Raw genomic sequence first — 17763 nt, 5'->3', positions numbered from 1 at the left:
TCCCGGCTGAGGAGCCCCGCGGCGACCGTAGGATGGAGATTCGATCCCGATCCGACCGAACATGAGGCCGAGAGTGACCGCAGCACAGCCGCAAGAACCGAGGATTTCGCGCCGTCGAGCGCCGATCGCCCTGACGATCGGGGTGTTGGCAGTGCTCGTGATCGCGTTCTTCGTGTTCACCGGCCTCTACGCCGACGTGCTCTGGTACGACCAGCTCGGGTTCCTCGAGGTGCTCACGACGCAGTGGGTCGCCCGCTCGGTGCTGTTCGTCATCGGGTTCCTCGCGATGGCGGTGCCCGTCTGGGCGTCGATCCAGATCGCGTACCGCACGCGGCCCGTCTACGCGAAGTTCAACTCGCAGCTCGACCGCTACCAGGAGGTCTTCGAGCCCCTGCGCCGCCTCGCGATGTACGGCATCCCCGTCGTGCTCGGCATCTTCGCGGGCGTCTCGACCTCGAGCCGCTGGGACCTCACGCTCACCTGGCTGAACCGCACGCCGTTCGGCCAGACCGACCCGCAGTTCGGGTTCGACGTCGGCTTCTACGTGTTCGAGTTGCCGTTCTACCGCTCGATCGTCGGCTTCGCCTCGGCCGTCGTGCTGCTGTCGCTGCTGCTCGTCGCGGCGACCAACTACCTCTACGGCGCGATCCGCGTCAGCGGCCGCGAGGTCGTCATCTCGAAGTCGGCGCGCGTGCAGATCGCGATCACCGCCGGCCTCTACCTGCTCCTGCAGGGCGTCAGCATCTGGTTCGACCAGTACGCCACGGTCACCGAATCGGGTTCGCTCATCACGGGCGCCTCGTACACCGACGTGCACGCGGTGATCCCCGGCCGCCAGATCCTCGCCGTCGCGGCCGTCGGCGTCGCGATCCTGTTCATCGTCACCGCGATCGTGGGGCGCTGGCGCCTCCCGCTCGTCGGCGTCGCGCTGCTCGTCGTGTCGAGCCTGCTCATCGGCTCGCTCTACCCGTGGGTCGTGCAGCGGTTCCAGGTCGACCCGAGCCCCCGCACGCTCGAGGCCGAGTACATCCAGCGCAACATCGACCTCACGCGCGACGCCTACGGCGTGGCCGACATCGAGGAGATCCCGTTCGAGGCGCAGACGACGGCCGAGCCCGGCGCGCTCCGCGCCGACGCCGAGACCACGGCCAACATCCGCCTCATGGACCCGCTCGTGATCAGCCCGGCGTTCCAGCAGCTCGAGCAGTTCCGCCAGTACTACCAGTTCCCCGACGCGCTCGACGTCGACCGCTACGAGATCGACGGCAAGACGCAGGACACGGTCGTCGCGGTGCGCGACCTCAAGGTCTCCGGCCTCGGCGACGCCGAGACCTGGTACAACTCGCACATCGTCTACACGCACGGCTACGGCCTCGTCGCGGCGGCGGGCAACCAGCGCTCGGCCGGCGGCCAGCCGGTGTTCGTGCAGTCGGGCATCCCCTCGACGGGCCAGCTCGGCGAGTTCGAGCCGCGCGTCTACTTCGGCGAGACCTCTCCCGACTACTCCATCGTCGGCGCGCCCGAGGGCACCAAGCCCGTCGAGCTCGACTACCCGGCCGGCGGCGAGAACGACGAGCAGACGCAGACGACGTTCGAGGGCGACGGCGGGCCCAAGCTCGACAACGTGTTCACCAAGCTGGTCTACGCGCTCAAGTTCCAGTCCGAGCAGATCTTCCTCTCCGACGCCGTGAACACGTCGTCGCAGATCCTCTACGACCGCGACCCGATCGAGCGCGTGCGCAAGGTGGCCCCCTACCTGACCACCGACTCCGACGCGTACCCGTCGGTCGTCGACGGTCGCGTGGTGTGGATCGTCGACGCGTACACGCTGACCGACCAGTACCCCTACTCGAACAAGGTCAGCATGAGCGAGGCCATCGCCGACAGCGAGAGCCTGCCGCAGACCCTCCCGTTCGACGAGGTCAACTACATCCGCAACTCGGTCAAGGCCACGGTCGACGCCTACGACGGCTCGGTCACGCTCTACGCCTGGGACGACGACGACCCCATCCTGCAGACGTGGCAGAAGGTCTTCCCGTCGACGGTCAAGCCCATGAGCGAGATGTCGGGCGACCTGATGACGCACGTGCGCTACCCGGCCGACCTCTTCAAGATGCAGCGCGCCGTGCTCGGCCGTTACCACGTGACCGATGCGGGTGCCTTCTACTCGCGCGAAGACGCCTGGACGACCCCGAAGGAGCCGACCGAGCCGGCGAACACGACGCTGCTGCAGCCGCCGTACTACCTGACGATGCAGATGCCCGGTCAGGATGCGCCGTCGTACTCCCTGTACTCGACGTTCATCCCCGAGGCGAGCGGAGACCAGAGCCGCAACGTGCTGCGCGGCTACCTCGCGGTCGACGCCGACGCGGGCAGCACCGACGGCGAGCGGGCCGACGGCTACGGCAAGCTCAGGCTGCTGACCCTGCCCGAAGACGACAACGTGCCCGGCCCGGGTCAGGTGCAGGCGACGTTCAACTCCGATCCGACGGTGTCGCAGTCGCTGAACCTGTTGAAGCAGGGCCAGTCCGACGTGATCAACGGCAACCTGCTCACGGTGCCCGTCGGCGGCGGCCTCCTGTACGTGCAGCCGGTCTTCGTGAAGTCCACGGGCAACACGAGCTATCCGCTGCTGCAGAAGGTGCTCGTGGCGTTCGGCGACGACATCGCCTTCCAAGACACGCTCGACCTCGCGCTCGACGTGCTCTTCGGCGGTGATTCCGGTGCGGATGCCGGTGACAACGCGGTCGACCCGGGCAACACCGGCGAGACCCCGACCGAGGGCGAGGGCGAGGGCACCGGCGACGGCACGACCGACGGCTCGACCGGCGGCACCGGCGAGACGAGCCCCGAGATGCAGCAGCTGCTGCGCGATGCATCCGGGTTCCTGAAGGCGAAGCAGGCCGCACTGGCCGACGGCGACTGGGCTGCCTACGGCGCCGCCGATGCGCAGCTCGCCGAGACCATCGCCAAGATGCTGGCGCTCACGAGCGAAGGGCAGTAACCGCCGCTCGGGGCTCCGGCGCCGAGCAACCCCAAGACGACCGATGGCCGGCAGGATCTCCTGCCGGCCATCGTCGTGCGTGGTGGTGCGCGGTGCGTCAGTCGAGCGGGCCCTCGGGGCCGGCGCGCAGGGCGTCGCCGAGCGAGTCGCCGAGCTCGTTGCGGTAGTCGCCCGAGAGATCCCACCACATCGCGCCGCCGTAGCCGGCCTGCGCGAGCCATTCGGCCTTGGCCGTGACGGACTTCGGGTCGTCGAGGCTCCACCAGTCGCCCGTCGTCGCGTCGTAGCGCCACGAGGCGCCGACCGTCGGGTCGAAGTAGCCGGTGCCGACCTTGCGGAGGTCGTAGTAGGGCTTGGTGCCGATCGATGCCGTGGCCGGCTGCCAGGCGTCGTCTCCGACGGTGACGCCGGTCCATCCCTGGCCGTACGCCGCGAGCCCGGCGTTCAGCTGCTCGGGCGCGGCGCCCGCGGCGAGGTACATGCCGACCGCGCCGTCGAGGCCCAGGCCCCAGTTCTCGGTGCCGTCGGGGTGCAGGTTGCCCTGGTGTCCGGTCTTGTCCGGCACCCAGCCGCCGTGGAAGTCGTAGCCCTGCACGTTGAGGAAGTCCACCGTCGCGAACAGGCGCGGGTCGAGCCATCCGCCCTGACCGGCGTTCCATCCGCCGGCGGGTGCGAACGCGGTGAGCAGGTAGTCCTCGCGGGTCTTCTTGCCGTACGCGTCGAGCTGCGTGCGGAACTCCTCCATGAGGGCGAGGAAGTTCTCCTTGTCGACCGAGGGGTCGGGGCTCGTGCTCGGCACCTCGCCGCCGGTGACGGGCCACTCCCAGTCGATGTCGATGCCGTCGAAGATGCCGGCGGCGACGCCCTTGCCGCCCTGCTTGCCGACGACCGGCAGGTTGCCCTTGAGGTACACGTCGATGCAGCTCGAGACGAGCTTGGCGCGGCTCTCGGGGGTCGCGGCGGCGGCGTAGAAGTTGTCGGACCAGGTCCACCCGCCGAGCGAGATGAGGATCTTGGTGTCGGGGCTCTTCTTCTTGAGCTTGGCGAGCTGGTTGAAGTTGCCCGCGAGCTTCTGGTGCTTCGAGTCCGGCTTGCCGTCGACCGAGTCGGCCGACGAGACGAGACGCAGGTAGTCGTTCTGCGCATCGCCCTCGCCGGGCGTGTTCGTGATCTCGCAGGTGAGGTTCGACGTGACGTTGCCGAACGCGTAGTTGATGTGCGTGATGTCCTTGATCGCGCCCGTCGTGAGCAGGTCCTCGATCTGGTAGTCGCGCGTGATCGGGCTGTCGGCCATGACGTACCCGACCGCGCGGTAGCCGTTGATGTCCTCGGGGCCGGCCGACTTCGGGTGCTTCCGATGGTCGCCGTGATGGCCGTGGTTGCCACGGTCGTCCCGGTCACCGCCACCGTGCGCGAGCGCGGGGGAGACGGCGGATGCCGCGACGAGCGCGGCTGCGGCTGCGGCGACGGCCGCGGTTCTGATCAGGTGACGCTTCGGCATGTGAATCCTCATCGATCGGGGTATCCGCACGGCACTGCGCCGTGCGATTGCGGCGACGCTATCAACGAGGGCACGGGTTTGGAAGGAGTCCTAACAAGAACTGCGGGAACCGCAACGGAATCCGCATCGGCATGTCGGGCATCCATAGGGAATGCACAGGTGCGTGCACATGCTGCAACCGGCCCGATCGGAGAGCGCGCTCGATTTGTGAGGCCCCGGAACCCGTGCTAGGTTTATCTCTTGTGCCGCGGGGTGGAGCAGCTCGGTAGCTCGCTGGGCTCATAACCCAGAGGTCGTAGGTTCAAATCCTGCCCCCGCAACCGAAGCGGTATCGAATATCGCACGAGAAGGCCGGGATCGAAGTCATTCGATCCCGGCCTTCTCGCATTCGAGGCCCGCGCCGTGGAGGGCATCGAACTGCACGGGCCCTCCGCGCTCCGCTCGCGGTTCAGGCGTGTCCGACCCGAGGATCAGGGCGCCGCCGGTGCCGACTGCGACGAGCCGACCGGCGGCCCGTCGCCCGGGGCCCGAGTGAGCGGCCCCGCTGCGAAGCCCGCGACGGCGACGAGTGCGACGGCGGTGCCGATCGCGCACGCGACGGTCATGATGCCGCCCGTCGCCGTGCCGACGGTTCGGCCGAGCAGGGCGACGAGCACCAGGCCCACGAGCCCGCCGGCGCTGTTCATGATGACGTCGGTGAGGTCGGAACGGCCGATGGCGAGCACGAACTGCGCCGTCTCGAGGAGCGCGCTCGTCGCGGCGACGACGGCGAGTGCCTTCCACCACGGCAGCCGGGGGGCGAGCAGGCCGAGGTACGCGCCGAACGGGATGAAGACCAGCAGGTTGCCGCAGACCTCCCAGACGGCGCTCGCGCCGGCCGTCGCCGTGGAGACGAACGGCACCAGCTTGACGATGCGCTCCACGCCGCCGACCGACGGTGGTTGGAGCTTCCAGAGCACGAGCCAGACGAGCAGGAACAGGTAGATCGCGAACAGCAGCGACAGTGCAGCGCGGGTGCTCGAAACCGCATCCGCCGGCGTTCCGGCGGGCTCGGCGCGGGTCATCCCTGCATCCGCGGGTCGTAGGTCGGATCGAAGTAGAGGTCGGGGCATCCGCTGTCGACGGCTTCGGCGCGCAGCTCGAAATGCCACGGCTCGTTGTCGTAGATGCGGCACACGCCATAGGCGGCGCCGTGCTCGTCGAGCCAGGCCGCGGCATCCCATTCGCCGATGTCGACGGCCTCGCCGCGTACGTGCGGCGACGTCTCGGGTGTGGCGACCCAGCGTGCCGCCTCGGCCTCGGAGCCGTACTGGGCGACGGCCTCCCGCAGCAACCGCTCCTGGTACTCGGGTGAGCGCCACCCATCGTTGACCTCGAACACGATCCCCTCGGCGGCCGCATCCGTCGCGGCGCGCCGGATCGCGTCGAGCAGGTCGGGGTCGAGGTTCGTGACCGCTCCGACCTCGTCGAAGACCGTCGTTCCGTCGGCGACGCCGCCGTCGTCGCCGAGGGCGTGCTCGGCCGGGGCCGGATCTGCGGGACCCGCGGGGCCCGCCGAGTCGACCATCGAGGCCGACGAGGAGGATGTCGCCGCGAGGCGCCCGACGAGGACGGCGACGATCATGGCGGCGGCGAGTGCGCCGACCGCGAGCAGCACGGATGCTGCGGCGCGGCGGGTCGTTCGTGGTGGTTCTCTGCGCATGCGCCCAGCCAACGCGGGCGCGTGTTGCGAGGGCGTCTGCAGATTTCGATACGCTGGCGATATGCCGCGGTTCGTAGCATGGGGGAGTGCGCGTGCTGATCGTCGAGGACGAACCCTTCCTGGCGGAGGCGATCCGCGATGGGCTGCGCCTCGAAGCGATCGCGGCCGACATCGCAGGTGACGGCGACGTCGCGCTCGAGCTGCTCGACCTCAACGCCTACGACATCGCGGTGCTCGACCGCGACATCCCCGGGCCGTCGGGCGACGAGGTCGCGGCGCGCATCGTCGCCTCCGGCAGCGGCCTGCCGGTGCTCATGCTCACGGCGGCCGATCGGCTCGACGACAAGGCCTCGGGATTCGAACTCGGCGCAGACGACTACTTGACGAAGCCGTTCGAACTGCGCGAGCTCGTCATGCGACTCCGCGCGCTCGCGCGCCGACGCGTTCAGGCGAGGCCGCCGGTGCTCGAGGTCGGCGGCCTGCGCGTCGATCCGTTCCGCCGGGAGGTGTACCGCGACGGCCGTTTCGTCGCGCTCACGCGCAAGCAGTTCGCCGTGCTCGAGGTGCTCGTCGCAGCCGACGGCGGCGTGATCAGCGCCGAGGAACTGCTCGAGCGAGCGTGGGACGAGAACGCCGACCCGTTCACGAACGCCGTGCGCATCACCGTCTCCGCGCTGCGCAAGCGGCTCGGCGAACCCTGGCTGATCGCGACGGTACCGGGTGTCGGCTACCGCATCGATGCGGGTCCGGATGCCGCGGGCGGCTCGCGTGCGTAGGGCCCCCGGGCTCAGCGTCCGCATGAAGCTGGCGCTCAGCTACACGGGATTCCTGCTCGTCGCGGTCGTGCTGCTGCTCGGCGTGGTCTGGGTGTTCCTCCTGCGATACGTGCCGGCGGAGGCCATCGCCACGATCGGCGGATTCGTGCCGGGCCGCGACGACCTGGTGCGCGCCTTCGCTCCCGCGGCGACCTGGGTCATCCTGTTCCTGCTGGTGTTCGGGCTGCTCGGGGGCTGGATCCTCGCGGGTCGGATGGTCGCACCGCTGTCGCGCATCACGCGGGCCACGCGGAAGGCGGCCGTCGGCTCGCTCTCGCATCGGATCGAGCTGCCCGGTCGCCTCGACGAGTTCCGCGAGCTCGCCGACAGCTTCGACGCGATGCTCGGGCGCCTCGAGGCGCAGGTCGACGAGCAGCGGCGGTTCGCCGCGAACGCGTCGCACGAACTGCGCACGCCGCTGGCGACCACGCAGGCCATGCTCGAGGTCGCCCGCACCGACCCCGAGCGCGACGTCGACGCCCTGCTCGCGCGGCTCCAGGCCGTCAATGCGCGCGCGATCGAGCTCACCGAGGCCCTCCTGCTGCTCAGTCGGGCCGATCAGCGGTCGTTCGAGGTCGAGCGCGTCGATCTGTCGCTGCTCGCGGAGGAAGCCGTCGAGACGCTGGTTCCGCTCGCGGAGCAGCGCGGCATCGCACTCGAGGCCCAGGGCGAGTTCGCGCAGACGCTCGGGTCGCCGCCGCTCCTGCTGCAGCTCACGACCAACCTCGTGCACAACGCCATCGTGCACAACCTGTCGACGGGCGGGCAGGTGCGGGTCGTGACCGAGCACCGAGCGGATGCGGCCGTGCTCGCGGTCGAGAACACCGGACCCGAGATCGCACCGGGGCTGCTCTCGACGCTCACCGAGCCGTTCCGGCGCGGATCGGAGCGCATCCGCGGCGATGACGCGGGCGTCGGCCTCGGGCTGGCGATCGTGCAGAGCATCGTTCGCGCCCACGACGGCACGCTGGTGTTGGAACCGAGAGCGGGCGGCGGGCTCCGCGTCGAGGTGCTCCTGCCTCCTGCCCAGGGCCGCATGGACGGCCGCGGCGGCTGAGGCCTGCGCACCGGAGGTGGATTCGGCGAGACGGCGAGGCGGCGTGCCAGATCTCGAGCACGGTCGTGGCAGAGCGGTCAGGAATCGAGAAGCGCTCGACCCGGTCTCACCCCTACGTTGGATGCAGATGGGGCGGATGCCCCGCACGACAGGAGGAGATCATGAGCGAGGCACGAGACACCAAGTCCGGATTCAGCGATGAGGAGCGCGCGGCGATGCAGCAGCGCGCCGAGGAGATCCGCCAGACGAAGGGCCTGAAGGGTGCCGCGAAGCTCGCGAAGGAGCTCGAGGCGTGCGTCGCCGCGATCGACGGGCTCGACGGCATCGACAAGGAGGTCGCCGTGCTGCTCAACCGCGTCGTCACCGAGGTCGCGCCCCAGCTCGCTCCGAAGACGTTCTACGGCTTCCCGGCGTACGCCGCGGACGGCAAGGTCGTCGTCTTCTACCAGCCGGCCTCGCGGTTCGACACCAGGTACGGAACGGTCACGTTCGACGAGACGGCGCGTCTCGACGACGGCGACTTCTGGCCGACGTCGTTCGCGGTGCTCGCGGCAGGCCCCGAGATCGAGGCCCGCCTGCGGGAGCTCGTCGCGCGCGCGGTGGCCTGACTCCGGGCCATGTGGTCGGAGGCTGCTCCCGCAACCCGTATACTGGATGCAACGCGACAGCGTGCGGCCCTGATCCAGGGCCGCTGGCGCGGGGTGGAGCAGTTCGGTAGCTCGCTGGGCTCATAACCCAGAGGTCGCAGGTTCAAATCCTGTCCCCGCAACCGGAAGACGAGGCCGTGATCAGGAAGACCTGATCACGGCCTCGTTCGTTTCCGTGCGGGTGTCGATACGCCGCTGGTTCGCTTCGGGCGCGTTCGGTTCGCGTCGCGCTCAGACCGTGGCGACGGCTGCGAGGATCGCGTCGACCGTCGTCTCGGGGTGCGACACCATCGAGACGTGCGAGGCGCCGACCTCCGAGACCGTCGAGCCGGCCCGCTCGGCCATGCGCCGGAGCACGTCGACCGGGATCACCAGGTCATCGGTGCCGATGACCGCCCAGCTCGGGATCGACCTCCAGGCGGGCGGACCCGAGGGCGTCACGTTGGCGACGAGCGAGGCGGGCCGCTGGCTCGCGGCGATCGTCCAGCGCGTGGCCTCGTCGAGATCCTGGGCGAACGAGGCGTGCACGACCTCGGGCTTCAGGAACACCTCTGCCGCGCCCTCCGGCGCGCCGGGGTAGCCGGCGATATCGAAGATGGTCGTCGGATCCGCGACGCCCAGCGCCGACGTCGACGCGTCGAGGAGTTGCACGACGGTCTCGCCCTCGTCGGGCATGAACGCGTTGACGTAGACGAGCGCGCGCACGTCGCCCGCGGTGCCGGCGTTGGTGATCACCGCTCCGCCGTACGAGTGGCCCACCAGCACGACCGGTCCGCTCGTGCGCTGCGCGAGGAACGACGCCACGTAGGCGCTGTCATCCGAGAGCCCGCGCAGCAGGTTCGGCGGCACGAGCACCTCGAACCCCTGGCTCTGCAGGGTCCGCGTCACCGCGTCCCAGCTCGATCCGTCGGCCCACGCCCCGTGCACCAGCACGATCGTCGGCTTCGTCGCGGCATCCGTCATGGCATTCCCCCAAATGGTCGTTCACGCTCGTTCGTTGCTCGTTCCGGGGGCACCTTACGCCTGAGTGCCCGCGCTGCGCCAGCATGACGTGCGACGGAGCCCCGCCCCATCGGTTCGCGGCCGTGCGACGATCGGCCAGCGCCGCCTCTGGCCTCGCGCTCCCGCACAGTGATAGGAATTCCACATGGGGGACACTTCGACATCGGCGCCGGGGCACACCGCGGCGCAACGGGGCGCGCAGGGTGCGCTCATCGCGACATCCGTCTCGGCGCTGGTGGTGAACGCGAACACCTCGGCCGTGTCGATCCTGATCCCGGCGATCTCGGCCGACACGGGCACGCCGACCGACACGCTGCAGTGGGCCGTGACCGGCTACTCGCTGGTGGGCGCCGCCGTGATCGTGACGTCGGGCTCGCTCGGCGACGTGTTCGGCCGCCGCAAGATCTTCCTCGGCGGCCTGTTCCTCTTCATCGCCTCGTGCGTGCTCATCGCGCTGTCGCAGGAGGGGCTCGGCGTCATCGCCGGACGCTGCATCCAGGGCGCGGCGGGGGCGACGATCCTCGCGTGCGGCATGAGCCTGCTGTCGGCCTCGAGCACGGGCAAGGCCCAACTGCGGGCCGTCACCCTCTGGGGAGCGGCATCCGCGGTGGGGGCGGCGGCCGGGCCGCTCGTGGGCGGCCTGCTCGCCTCGACGCTCGGCTGGCAGGGGCTGTTCTGGATCGACGCGGCCATCGCCGCGGTGTGCATCCCCATCACGCTGGGAGCGGTCGCCGAGTCGAGCGACCCGACGAGGCCGCGGTCGATCGACATCGCCGGCACGGTGCTGATCGCCGCGATCCTCGCCCCGCTCATCTTCGCCCTGACGAACGGCAGCGCGTGGGGCTGGGTCTCGGTGCGGACGCTCGGATGCTTCGCCGTCACGATCCTGGCGACCGTCGGGTTCGTGCTCGTCGAACGCCGGGTCAAGGCCCCGCTGCTCGACCTGGCCCTGCTGAAGAACAAGGTTCTCGTCGGCGCGACGCTGTCGATCCTGCTCGGCTCCGGAACCGTGAACGGCATCATGTACGTCGTCAGCCTGTACTTCCAAGACCCGGCCAGCCTCGACATGAACGCGTTCCAGGCCGGGCTCGCGACCCTCCCGGTCGCGGCCGCTGCCGTGGTGCTCGCGCCGCTCATCACGCCGATCGTGAGCCGCATCGGGGCTCGCACCACCATCGCCACGGGCTTCGTCATCATGGCGGTCTCGTTCGCCGCGCTCGCGTTCGTGCAGGAGACGTGGACCTACGCGCTGTTCGTGCTGCCGCTCATCGGCGTGGCCGCCGGGATGAGCCTGCAGAACGGCCCGTGCTCGTCGCTCTCGACGTCGTGCGTCGAGCCGCGCGAGGTGGGTGCGGCATCGGGCGTGTCGAACATGGCCAGGTACGTCGGTGCGGCGGTCATGACCGCGATCGTGGCCTCCGTCTACGGTTCGGTGTCGGCGACACGCGTCGCCGACGGCGCCTCGGAGAGCGTCGCGCTCGCCGACGCGTTCTCGTGGTCGTCGATCTCGATGGGCATCTGGTGCGTGCTCGGCATCGCCCTCGCCCTGCTCGTGGCGCGCAGCGTCACCCGCAAGCCGAGCGAGTTCGAGTACGCCGCGGCGGCGGCCTCGACGTCGCACACGCTGACCCCGCCCGAGGCGGTGGTGAGCGGCACGACGGAGCCCGCGGCGCCGACCGGCTGAGACCGGTTTCGTGACGCCGCGGGCGGGCCGGGGTCAGGCGCGCGTCACGCGGGGTAGCGCTCCGCATCGGCCGCGTCGACGGACTGCAGCGTGACGCCCTTGGTCTCGCGCAGCGTCAGCACGGTGACCGCGGTCACGGCGCAGGCGACGGCCACGTAGACGGCCACGGGGATCCACGAGCCGGAGCTCTGCAGCAGCGCGACCGCGATGATCGGGGCGAGCGAGCCGGCGACGATCGAGGTCACCTGGTAGCCGAGCGAGACGCCGGAGTAGCGCATGCGGGTCGGGAACATCTCGCTCATGACGGCGGGCTGGCTCGCGTACATGAAGGCGTGGAAGCACAGGCCGACCGTGATCGCGAGCACGATGAGCACGGGGCTCGCGGTGTCGAAGAGCGGGAACGCGAACGGCGCCCAGATCGCGCCGAGCACGGCGCCCGTGAGGTAGACCGGCTTGCGCCCGACCCGGTCGGAGAGGCGACCGACCTGCGGGATCACCAGGAAGTGCACGACGTGCGCGATCATGAGGGCGAACAGCAGTTCGCTCGTCTGGTACCCGACGACGGTCGAGAGGTACACGATCGAGAAGCTGACGATGATGTAGTACAGGATGTTCTCGGCGAACCGCAGGCCCATGGCCTGCAGCAGCTGCTTCGGGTAGCGACGGATGACGGCTCCGACGCCGAAGCTCGCGGCCTTCGCCTGCTCCTGCTCGGCCTTGGCCTCCAGGAAGATCGGCGCGTCGGTGACGTGCGTGCGGATGTAGTAGCCGATGACCACGATCACGGCCGAGAGCCAGAACGCGACGCGCCAGCCCCAGCTCAGGAACTGCTCGCTCGGCAGCACCCACGACATCGTGAAGAGCACGAGCGTGGCGAGCAGGTTTCCCACGGGCACGGCCGACTGCGGCCAGCTCGCCCAGAAGCCGCGACTGCGGCTCGGGCTGTGCTCGGCGACGAGCAGCACCGCGCCGCCCCATTCGCCGCCGACGGCGAAGCCCTGGATGAAGCGCAGCGCGACGAGCAGGGCAGGCGCCCAGTAGCCGATGGTGTTGAAGCCGGGCAGGCAGCCCATCAGGAAGGTGGCGACGCCGACGAGGATGATCGTCGCCTGCAGGGTGTGCTTGCGACCGAGGCGGTCGCCGATCTGGCCGAAGACGATGCCGCCGAGGGGGCGGGCCACGAAGCCGACCGCGTACGTGAGGAACGCCGCGATGATGCCGTCGAGCTGCGTGCCGGCAGCAGGGAAGAAGAACGTGCCGAACACGAGCGAGGCCGCCGTCGCGTAGAGGAAGAACTCGTACCACTCGACGACCGTGCCGACCATCGACGCCGCGACGATCTTCTTGAGTCCTGAGATCGGGGTGCCCGATTCCGCCGTGGGGGCCGGCGCCCCGGTCTCGTGCTGTTGAACGCTCATCGGCGTCGGTCTCCTTCGGTGTCGTCATTGACCCGATCGCGCACGATGCGCGATGCGTGGCCGCCGTGCGGCGGGCTCAACGAGTGTCGCCCGATCGTGGCGGTGCATCAACGACCAACATCGCGACGGTGCTGTGCATAATTGCAGATATGGCGAACCCGGACGACCTGCTCGTGCTGCTCGCCGTCGCGCGCACGGGCCGCTTCACGACGGCCGCCGAGAGCCTCGGCCTGAACCACACCACGGTCTCGCGGCGCATCGCGAGCCTCGAGCAGTCGCTCGACGGCCACGTGCTCGCCCGATCCGTCGGCGGATGGGAGCTCACCGAACTCGGCCGCCGCGCGATGCACGCGGCCGAGGAGGTCGAGCAGGCGCTCGGTCGGCTCGCCTCCGCCGACGACGAACCCGAGCGGCAGCAGCTCTCCGGCATGGTGCGCATGTCGGCGACCGACGGCTTCAGCGCCTACATCGCCTCGCCCGCCGTCGCCGCACTGCGGCGGAGGCATCCCGGCATCACGGTCGAGATCGAGACGGTGACGAGGCGGGCCAGGCAGCACCGATCGGGCCTCGACATCGAGGTCGTGGTCGGCGAACCGCAGGTGCACCGCGCGAGCGCCTTCCGGCTCGGGGAGTACGTGCTCGGCATGTACGCCTCGCGCCGCTACCTCGCCGAGCACGGAGAGCCCGAGACCGTCGAGCAGTTGACGCGGCATCCGCTGGTCTACTTCGTCGACTCGATGCTGCTCGTCGACGATCTCGACGCCCCGCGTCGACTCGTTCCGACCATGCGCGACTCGCTCTCCTCGACGAACGTGTTCGTGCACGTCGAGGCGACCAGGGCCGGGGCCGGCATCGGGTTCCTGCCGTGCTTCATGGCCGATCAGCACCCCGACCTCGTTCGGCTCCTGCCCGAGCACTTCGCCGAGCACCTGCCCTACTGGATGGTGCTCCGGCCCGACTCGCTGCGCCTCGCGGCCGTGGCCGCAGTCGCCGATGCCCTGCGCGACCGCACGGCGGCCTACGAGCGGGAGCTGCTCGGACTGGGCTGAGCCGATCGCGCCGAGCGCGCGGTCGTCGCCCCGGAGATCGGTCGCTGGCGACTTCGCTGCGCCGAGTCTCCGGCGACTCAGCGCAGCGAATCGGGCGCGGGTTTCGCACGCGCCCACCGCGCCGGAAGGCCCTCGCCGTCCCAGACCTGCACCACGCCCCACGCCACCGCGGTGATCGGCACCGCCAGGATCGCGCCGAGCACACCGCCGAGCGCGGTGCCCACGGTCAACGCGACGAGGATGACGAACGCGTGCAGCTTCATCGACCGGCCCATGAGCACGGGCTGCAGGAAGTTGCCCTCGAGCTGGTTGACGAGCACCACCACGCCGACGACGAACAGCGCGTTGACGAGCCCGTTCGACACGAGCGCGACGAGTGCGGCGAGGATGCCTGCGAGCGTCGCGCCGACGATCGGGATGAACGCGAGCACGAACACGAGCACCGAGAGCGGGATCGCGAGCGGCACCTGCAGGATGAGCAGTCCGATGAGGATGCCGATCGCGTCGACGAGCGCGACCGCAGCTGTGCCTCGCACGTACGAGCCGAGCACCGACACGGTCTTGTCACCCACGCGCCGCGCCCGCTCGTAGTTCTCGCCGCGGAACGGCCGCAGCACGAACTCCCACATCTGGGGTCCGTCCTTCAGGAAGAAGAAGAGGATCGTCACGAGCAGCACGAACCCCGTGATGAAGCTCGCGACCGCACCGACCCCGGCGATCGCACCCGAGCCGAACTGCGCGCTCGTGAGGAAGTCGGTGATCTGGGCGATCCAGTCGTCGAGCTGGTCGGGTGTTGGGAAGAACGGCAGGTCCTGCGCCCAGGCCGCCGCCTTCTGGAAGCCGTCCTGCGCCTGTGCGGCCAGCTCGTCCCACTGGTCGCGCACGGCCCACACGATGAGCCAGCCGAGCAGGCCGAGCAGGCTCACGGTCACGAGCAGCGTGATCAGCGTCGCCACCACCGAGGGCACGCCGCGGCCGCGCATCCACCGCATGGCGGGTGCGAACGCGCTCGCGAAGATGAGCGCCAGCACGAGCGGGATCGTCACGAGCGTCAGCGACTGGATCACGAAGATGATGCCCGCCGCGATCGCGATCACGACGATCGCCTGGACCGACCTGATCGCGAGCCTGCCGAAGCCGTCGGCCCAGAGGCTCCACGGCGCTCGATCGGCCCTCAGCCCGACCGACGTGTTCTGCAGGCGGATGACGCGGGGCTCACGGGGACCGAAGAGTGCCATGCGTCGACGTTACCGGCCTTCACGACCACAGGTGCTCGACGGCCCAGCCTCCGTCGACGCGCACGATGTCGACCGTCACGCGCTCGTCGGACTCCGAGCAGGCCCGGATGCGCCAGCCGAGGAGCCGCTCGGGCGGGTGGGTCAGCGCGGCCGGCGTCGTGTCGGGCTCGCCCGTGAGCGGGATCGGCGTGTCGACGGGGCGCCAGCGCTCGCCGCGGAACACGAGCCTGACGGGCACGCCGTCGTGCTCCCAGATGGACGCTGCCTCCAGCATGATCGTCATGTCGCGACTCCCTCATTCGAACGTGTGTTCGAATGTAGCGGGTCGAGGCGCGACACGCCCAACACGCCCGCAGCCGACCGGATTCCCACGACGACACCCCTCGTCGGTCGGGCGCGCGGCCGGCGCCGCCGCGGCGACCCCTCAGCCGCCCGCGAGCACGACGAGACGACGCGTCGCCCTGGTCATCGCGACGTAGCGGTCGACCGCGCCCTCGATGCCGGTGCCGAAGCGGTCGGGGTCCACGAGTGCGACGAGGTCGAACTCCAGTCCCTTCGAGAGTTCGGGGGTGAGCACGCGAACGCTCGCCGAGCCCGCCACGACGGCCGAGTCGACGTCGCCCGTCGAGATGACGCATGCGCTGCCCTCCGGATCGCCGTCGAGCCAGTCCGCGACGATCCGGTCGAGGTCGGAGGCGGCCGCGTGCAGCACGGGAATGCCGGTCGAACGCACCGAGGTCGGCACGTTCGCGTCGGGCAGCGCGGTGCGGATCACGGGTTCGGCCTCGCGCATGATCTCCTCGGGCGTGCGGTAGTTGATCGTGAGCGAGGCGAGCTCGGCGTGCCCGAGGCCGGCGCGTTCGAGCCGCTCCCGCCACGGCTCGGTGAAGCCGTGGCGCGCCTGCGCGCGGTCGCCGACGATCGTGAAGCTGCGCGAGGGGCACCGGCGCAGCAGCATCTGCCACTCGGCATCCGTCAGTTCCTGCGCCTCGTCGACCACGATGTGCGCGAACGGTCCGGCGAGTTCGTCGGGATCGGGGGTCGGGAGCTCCGACTCGTCGACGAGGCTCCGCTTCGCGTCCTCGACGCGGAGCATCTTCATGAGGCCGAGCTCGCTGTCGTCGGCCGCGATGAGCTCGTCGACGACGCGGTCCATGCGTTCGCGCTGCACGGCGAGGGCGGCTTCGCGCCGGATGCGGGTGCGGGATGCCTCGGGGTCGCCCACAGCACGTCTCGCGGCGTCGAGCAACGGCAGGTCCGAGGCCGTCCACGCCCGGGGATCGTCGCGCTGGAGCGCGGCCACCTCACCGGCGTCGAGCCAGGGCGCGCACCGCTGCAGGTAGGAGGGGACCGACCAGAGGTCGGCGACCACGCCGACGGGGTCGAGCAGCGGCCAGGCGCGGTCGAACGCGGCTCGCAGCCCCGGATCCTGCGCGAGCGCCCGGCGCAGCGCCTGCTGCGGCACGTCGTCGTCGGCGTGCCGGTCGGCGAGTACGGCGAGCAGTTCGCTCCAGATTTCGTCTCGCGCGTCGTTGTGGGAGTCGGCCGGCTCGCGCGCGCCGAATGCCTCCTCCCAGTCGGCCGCGTCGACGTGCACGTCGAGCCACCGCGTCTCCACGACGAGCGCGCGTCGTGGCGGCCGCTCGTACGATGCGACCGCCGCGTCGACCGCGTCGACGATCCGCGACGACGCCTTGAGCCGCGCTGCCGCGGGGTCGTGCTCGGCCGGCGCCCACGCTCCCTCGGGCACGAGGTCGCGCAGGGTGCAGGTCTGCACGCCCTCCTCGCCGAGGCTCGGCAGCACGTCGGCGACGTAGTCGAGGTAGGCGCGGCTCGGGCCGACGAAGAGCACCCCGCCCCTGCGGTGCCCCAGCCTCGGGTCGGAGTACAGGAGGTAGGCCGTGCGGTGCAGGGCCACGACGGTCTTGCCGGTACCCGGACCGCCGTCGACCACGAGGGGTCCGCGCGACCCCGCCCTGATGATCGCGTCCTGGTCGGCCTGGATCGTGCCGAGCACGTCGCGCATGCGCTCGGACCGGCTCGCGCCGAGGCTCGCGATGAACGCGGACTGGTCGTCGAGTGCGGCTCCCTCGAGGCCGCCGCGCCGTTCGAGCCCCTCGGCCGTGAACACCTCGTCCCAGTAGTCGGTGATGCGCCCGTGCGTCCAGCGGTATCGGCGGCGGCTCGCGAGGCCCATCGGGTTCGCGTGGGTGGCGCCGAAGAACGGCTCGGCGGCAGGGGAGCGCCAGTCGACGAGCAGACGCCCGCCCGCCCCGTCGCCGATCCCGAGGCGGCCGACGTAGACCGGGTCGGATCCGTCGGCCGGCTCGAACCGGCCGAGGCAGAGGTCGAGGCCGTAGCGACGCAGCGTGCGGAGGCGGGCCGTGAGCCGGTGGATCTCGAGGTCGCGGTCCAGGGCTCGCGTACCGTGGCCGCCGGGCGAGCGGCGCTCCGCGTCGAGGGCGTCGGATGTCTCGGCGAGCGCCCGCTGCAGGCTCGTCGCGATCGCGTCGAAGTGGCGCTCATCGCCGTCGATGAGTTCGGGGTCCGTCTTCGCCGCGAGGCGCTCCGGAAGGTCGAATACTGTGCTGGTCAGGAGTTCTCCTCGTGCCGGATGGGGGTGGATCGACCATTGTGCACGACGAG

Annotated in this window: 14 protein-coding genes and 2 tRNA genes; 8 read left to right on the top strand and 8 right to left on the bottom strand. The window is 70.4% G+C overall.

Annotation, left to right across the window (positions count from 1 at the left end):
- Nucleotides 1-61: 61 nt before the first annotated feature.
- Nucleotides 62-3004 carry a UPF0182 family protein gene (locus ACFVS8_RS04310; RefSeq protein ID WP_387057963.1) on the top strand — a complete coding sequence of 981 codons (2943 nt, stop codon included), beginning with the start codon at nt 62-64 and terminating at the stop codon, nt 3002-3004.
- A 97-nt stretch (nt 3005-3101) separates the two neighbouring features.
- Here ACFVS8_RS04310 and ACFVS8_RS04305 read toward each other — a convergent pair whose 3' ends face one another.
- Nucleotides 3102-4505, bottom strand: a complete 1404-nt coding sequence (locus tag ACFVS8_RS04305; RefSeq protein ID WP_387057960.1) for a glycoside hydrolase family 18 protein — start codon at nt 4503-4505, stop codon at nt 3102-3104.
- A gap of 246 nt (nt 4506-4751) precedes the next feature.
- Between ACFVS8_RS04305 and ACFVS8_RS04300 the strand changes: the two genes are divergently transcribed.
- Nucleotides 4752-4825: transfer RNA gene (locus ACFVS8_RS04300), tRNA-Met, on the top strand.
- Nucleotides 4826-4975: 150 nt separating this feature from the next.
- Here ACFVS8_RS04300 and ACFVS8_RS04295 read toward each other — a convergent pair.
- Both ACFVS8_RS04295 and ACFVS8_RS04290 read right to left on the bottom strand, forming a co-directional pair.
- Nucleotides 4976-5569, bottom strand: coding sequence for a VanZ family protein (locus tag ACFVS8_RS04295; RefSeq protein ID WP_387057957.1), 594 nt, complete (start codon nt 5567-5569; stop codon nt 4976-4978).
- Complete coding sequence (locus ACFVS8_RS04290) at nt 5566-6207, bottom strand: M15 family metallopeptidase (protein WP_387057954.1); 642 nt, start codon at nt 6205-6207, stop codon at nt 5566-5568. The genes ACFVS8_RS04295 and ACFVS8_RS04290 overlap by 4 nt, the downstream gene beginning before the upstream one ends.
- Before the next feature lie 86 nt (nt 6208-6293).
- Here ACFVS8_RS04290 and ACFVS8_RS04285 point away from each other — a divergent pair, with 86 nt between their 5' ends.
- From ACFVS8_RS04285 to ACFVS8_RS04270, 4 genes are all read left to right on the top strand, one after another.
- Nucleotides 6294-6983 carry a response regulator transcription factor gene (locus ACFVS8_RS04285; protein ID WP_387057951.1) on the top strand — a complete coding sequence of 230 codons (690 nt, stop codon included), beginning with the start codon at nt 6294-6296 and terminating at the stop codon, nt 6981-6983.
- Nucleotides 6976-8079, top strand: a complete 1104-nt coding sequence (locus ACFVS8_RS04280) for a sensor histidine kinase (RefSeq protein ID WP_387057948.1) — start codon at nt 6976-6978, stop codon at nt 8077-8079. The genes ACFVS8_RS04285 and ACFVS8_RS04280 overlap by 8 nt, the downstream gene beginning before the upstream one ends.
- 161 nt (nt 8080-8240) lie before the next feature.
- Complete coding sequence (locus ACFVS8_RS04275) at nt 8241-8687, top strand: hypothetical protein (RefSeq protein ID WP_387057945.1); 447 nt, start codon at nt 8241-8243, stop codon at nt 8685-8687.
- 87 nt (nt 8688-8774) lie between these two features.
- Nucleotides 8775-8848 (top strand) — tRNA-Met (locus ACFVS8_RS04270).
- A 109-nt stretch (nt 8849-8957) separates the two neighbouring features.
- On the opposite strand, the gene ACFVS8_RS04265 is transcribed toward ACFVS8_RS04270, so the two are convergent.
- Nucleotides 8958-9689, bottom strand: a complete 732-nt coding sequence (locus ACFVS8_RS04265) for an alpha/beta fold hydrolase (RefSeq protein ID WP_387057942.1) — start codon at nt 9687-9689, stop codon at nt 8958-8960.
- A gap of 184 nt (nt 9690-9873) precedes the next feature.
- On the opposite strand from ACFVS8_RS04265, the gene ACFVS8_RS04260 reads away from it, so the two are divergent.
- Nucleotides 9874-11412, top strand: a complete 1539-nt coding sequence (locus ACFVS8_RS04260; RefSeq protein WP_387057939.1) for an MFS transporter — start codon at nt 9874-9876, stop codon at nt 11410-11412.
- A gap of 44 nt (nt 11413-11456) precedes the next feature.
- Here ACFVS8_RS04260 and ACFVS8_RS04255 read toward each other — a convergent pair whose 3' ends face one another.
- Entirely contained in the window at nt 11457-12830 is a 1374-nt protein-coding gene (locus ACFVS8_RS04255; protein ID WP_387057936.1) for an MFS transporter, read from the bottom strand.
- A gap of 149 nt (nt 12831-12979) precedes the next feature.
- Here ACFVS8_RS04255 and ACFVS8_RS04250 point away from each other — a divergent pair, with 149 nt between their 5' ends.
- A complete protein-coding gene (locus ACFVS8_RS04250; RefSeq protein WP_387057933.1) occupies nt 12980-13879 on the top strand; it encodes a LysR family transcriptional regulator in 900 nt (299 codons plus the stop codon).
- Between the two features lie 77 nt (nt 13880-13956).
- Here the strand turns inward: ACFVS8_RS04250 and ACFVS8_RS04245 are convergent, their stop codons facing one another.
- The 3 genes from ACFVS8_RS04245 to helR all read right to left on the bottom strand — a co-directional run bounded on the left by ACFVS8_RS04245 (nt 13957) and on the right by helR (nt 17713).
- A complete protein-coding gene (locus tag ACFVS8_RS04245) occupies nt 13957-15117 on the bottom strand; it encodes an AI-2E family transporter (RefSeq protein WP_387057930.1) in 1161 nt (386 codons plus the stop codon).
- A gap of 19 nt (nt 15118-15136) precedes the next feature.
- Nucleotides 15137-15400, bottom strand: coding sequence for a hypothetical protein (locus tag ACFVS8_RS04240; protein ID WP_387057927.1), 264 nt, complete (start codon nt 15398-15400; stop codon nt 15137-15139).
- A gap of 141 nt (nt 15401-15541) precedes the next feature.
- Nucleotides 15542-17713: an RNA polymerase recycling motor ATPase HelR gene (helR, locus tag ACFVS8_RS04235; protein WP_387058200.1), complete on the bottom strand. Its 2172-nt coding sequence runs from the start codon at nt 17711-17713 to the stop codon at nt 15542-15544.
- Nucleotides 17714-17763 lie beyond the last annotated feature (50 nt).

This window comes from Agromyces sp. NPDC058110 (assembly GCF_042884735.1).
In the GTDB taxonomy this organism is placed as follows: domain Bacteria; phylum Actinomycetota; class Actinomycetes; order Actinomycetales; family Microbacteriaceae; genus Agromyces.
Note: the sequence above shows the minus strand (reverse complement) of the source record. Positions and strands in the feature narration are given on the sequence as shown.

Coding starts and splice junctions, on each gene's coding strand:
- ACFVS8_RS04310 (WP_387057963.1), top strand. CDS start 62: ATGAGGCCGAGAGTGACCGCAGCACAGCCGCAAGAACCGAGGATTTCG.
- ACFVS8_RS04305 (WP_387057960.1), bottom strand. CDS start 4,505: ATGCCGAAGCGTCACCTGATCAGAACCGCGGCCGTCGCCGCAGCCGCA.
- ACFVS8_RS04295 (WP_387057957.1), bottom strand. CDS start 5,569: ATGACCCGCGCCGAGCCCGCCGGAACGCCGGCGGATGCGGTTTCGAGC.
- ACFVS8_RS04290 (WP_387057954.1), bottom strand. CDS start 6,207: ATGCGCAGAGAACCACCACGAACGACCCGCCGCGCCGCAGCATCCGTG.
- ACFVS8_RS04275 (WP_387057945.1), top strand. CDS start 8,241: ATGAGCGAGGCACGAGACACCAAGTCCGGATTCAGCGATGAGGAGCGC.
- ACFVS8_RS04265 (WP_387057942.1), bottom strand. CDS start 9,689: ATGACGGATGCCGCGACGAAGCCGACGATCGTGCTGGTGCACGGGGCG.
- ACFVS8_RS04260 (WP_387057939.1), top strand. CDS start 9,874: ATGGGGGACACTTCGACATCGGCGCCGGGGCACACCGCGGCGCAACGG.
- ACFVS8_RS04255 (WP_387057936.1), bottom strand. CDS start 12,830: ATGAGCGTTCAACAGCACGAGACCGGGGCGCCGGCCCCCACGGCGGAA.
- ACFVS8_RS04250 (WP_387057933.1), top strand. CDS start 12,980: ATGGCGAACCCGGACGACCTGCTCGTGCTGCTCGCCGTCGCGCGCACG.
- ACFVS8_RS04245 (WP_387057930.1), bottom strand. CDS start 15,117: ATGGCACTCTTCGGTCCCCGTGAGCCCCGCGTCATCCGCCTGCAGAAC.
- ACFVS8_RS04240 (WP_387057927.1), bottom strand. CDS start 15,400: ATGACGATCATGCTGGAGGCAGCGTCCATCTGGGAGCACGACGGCGTG.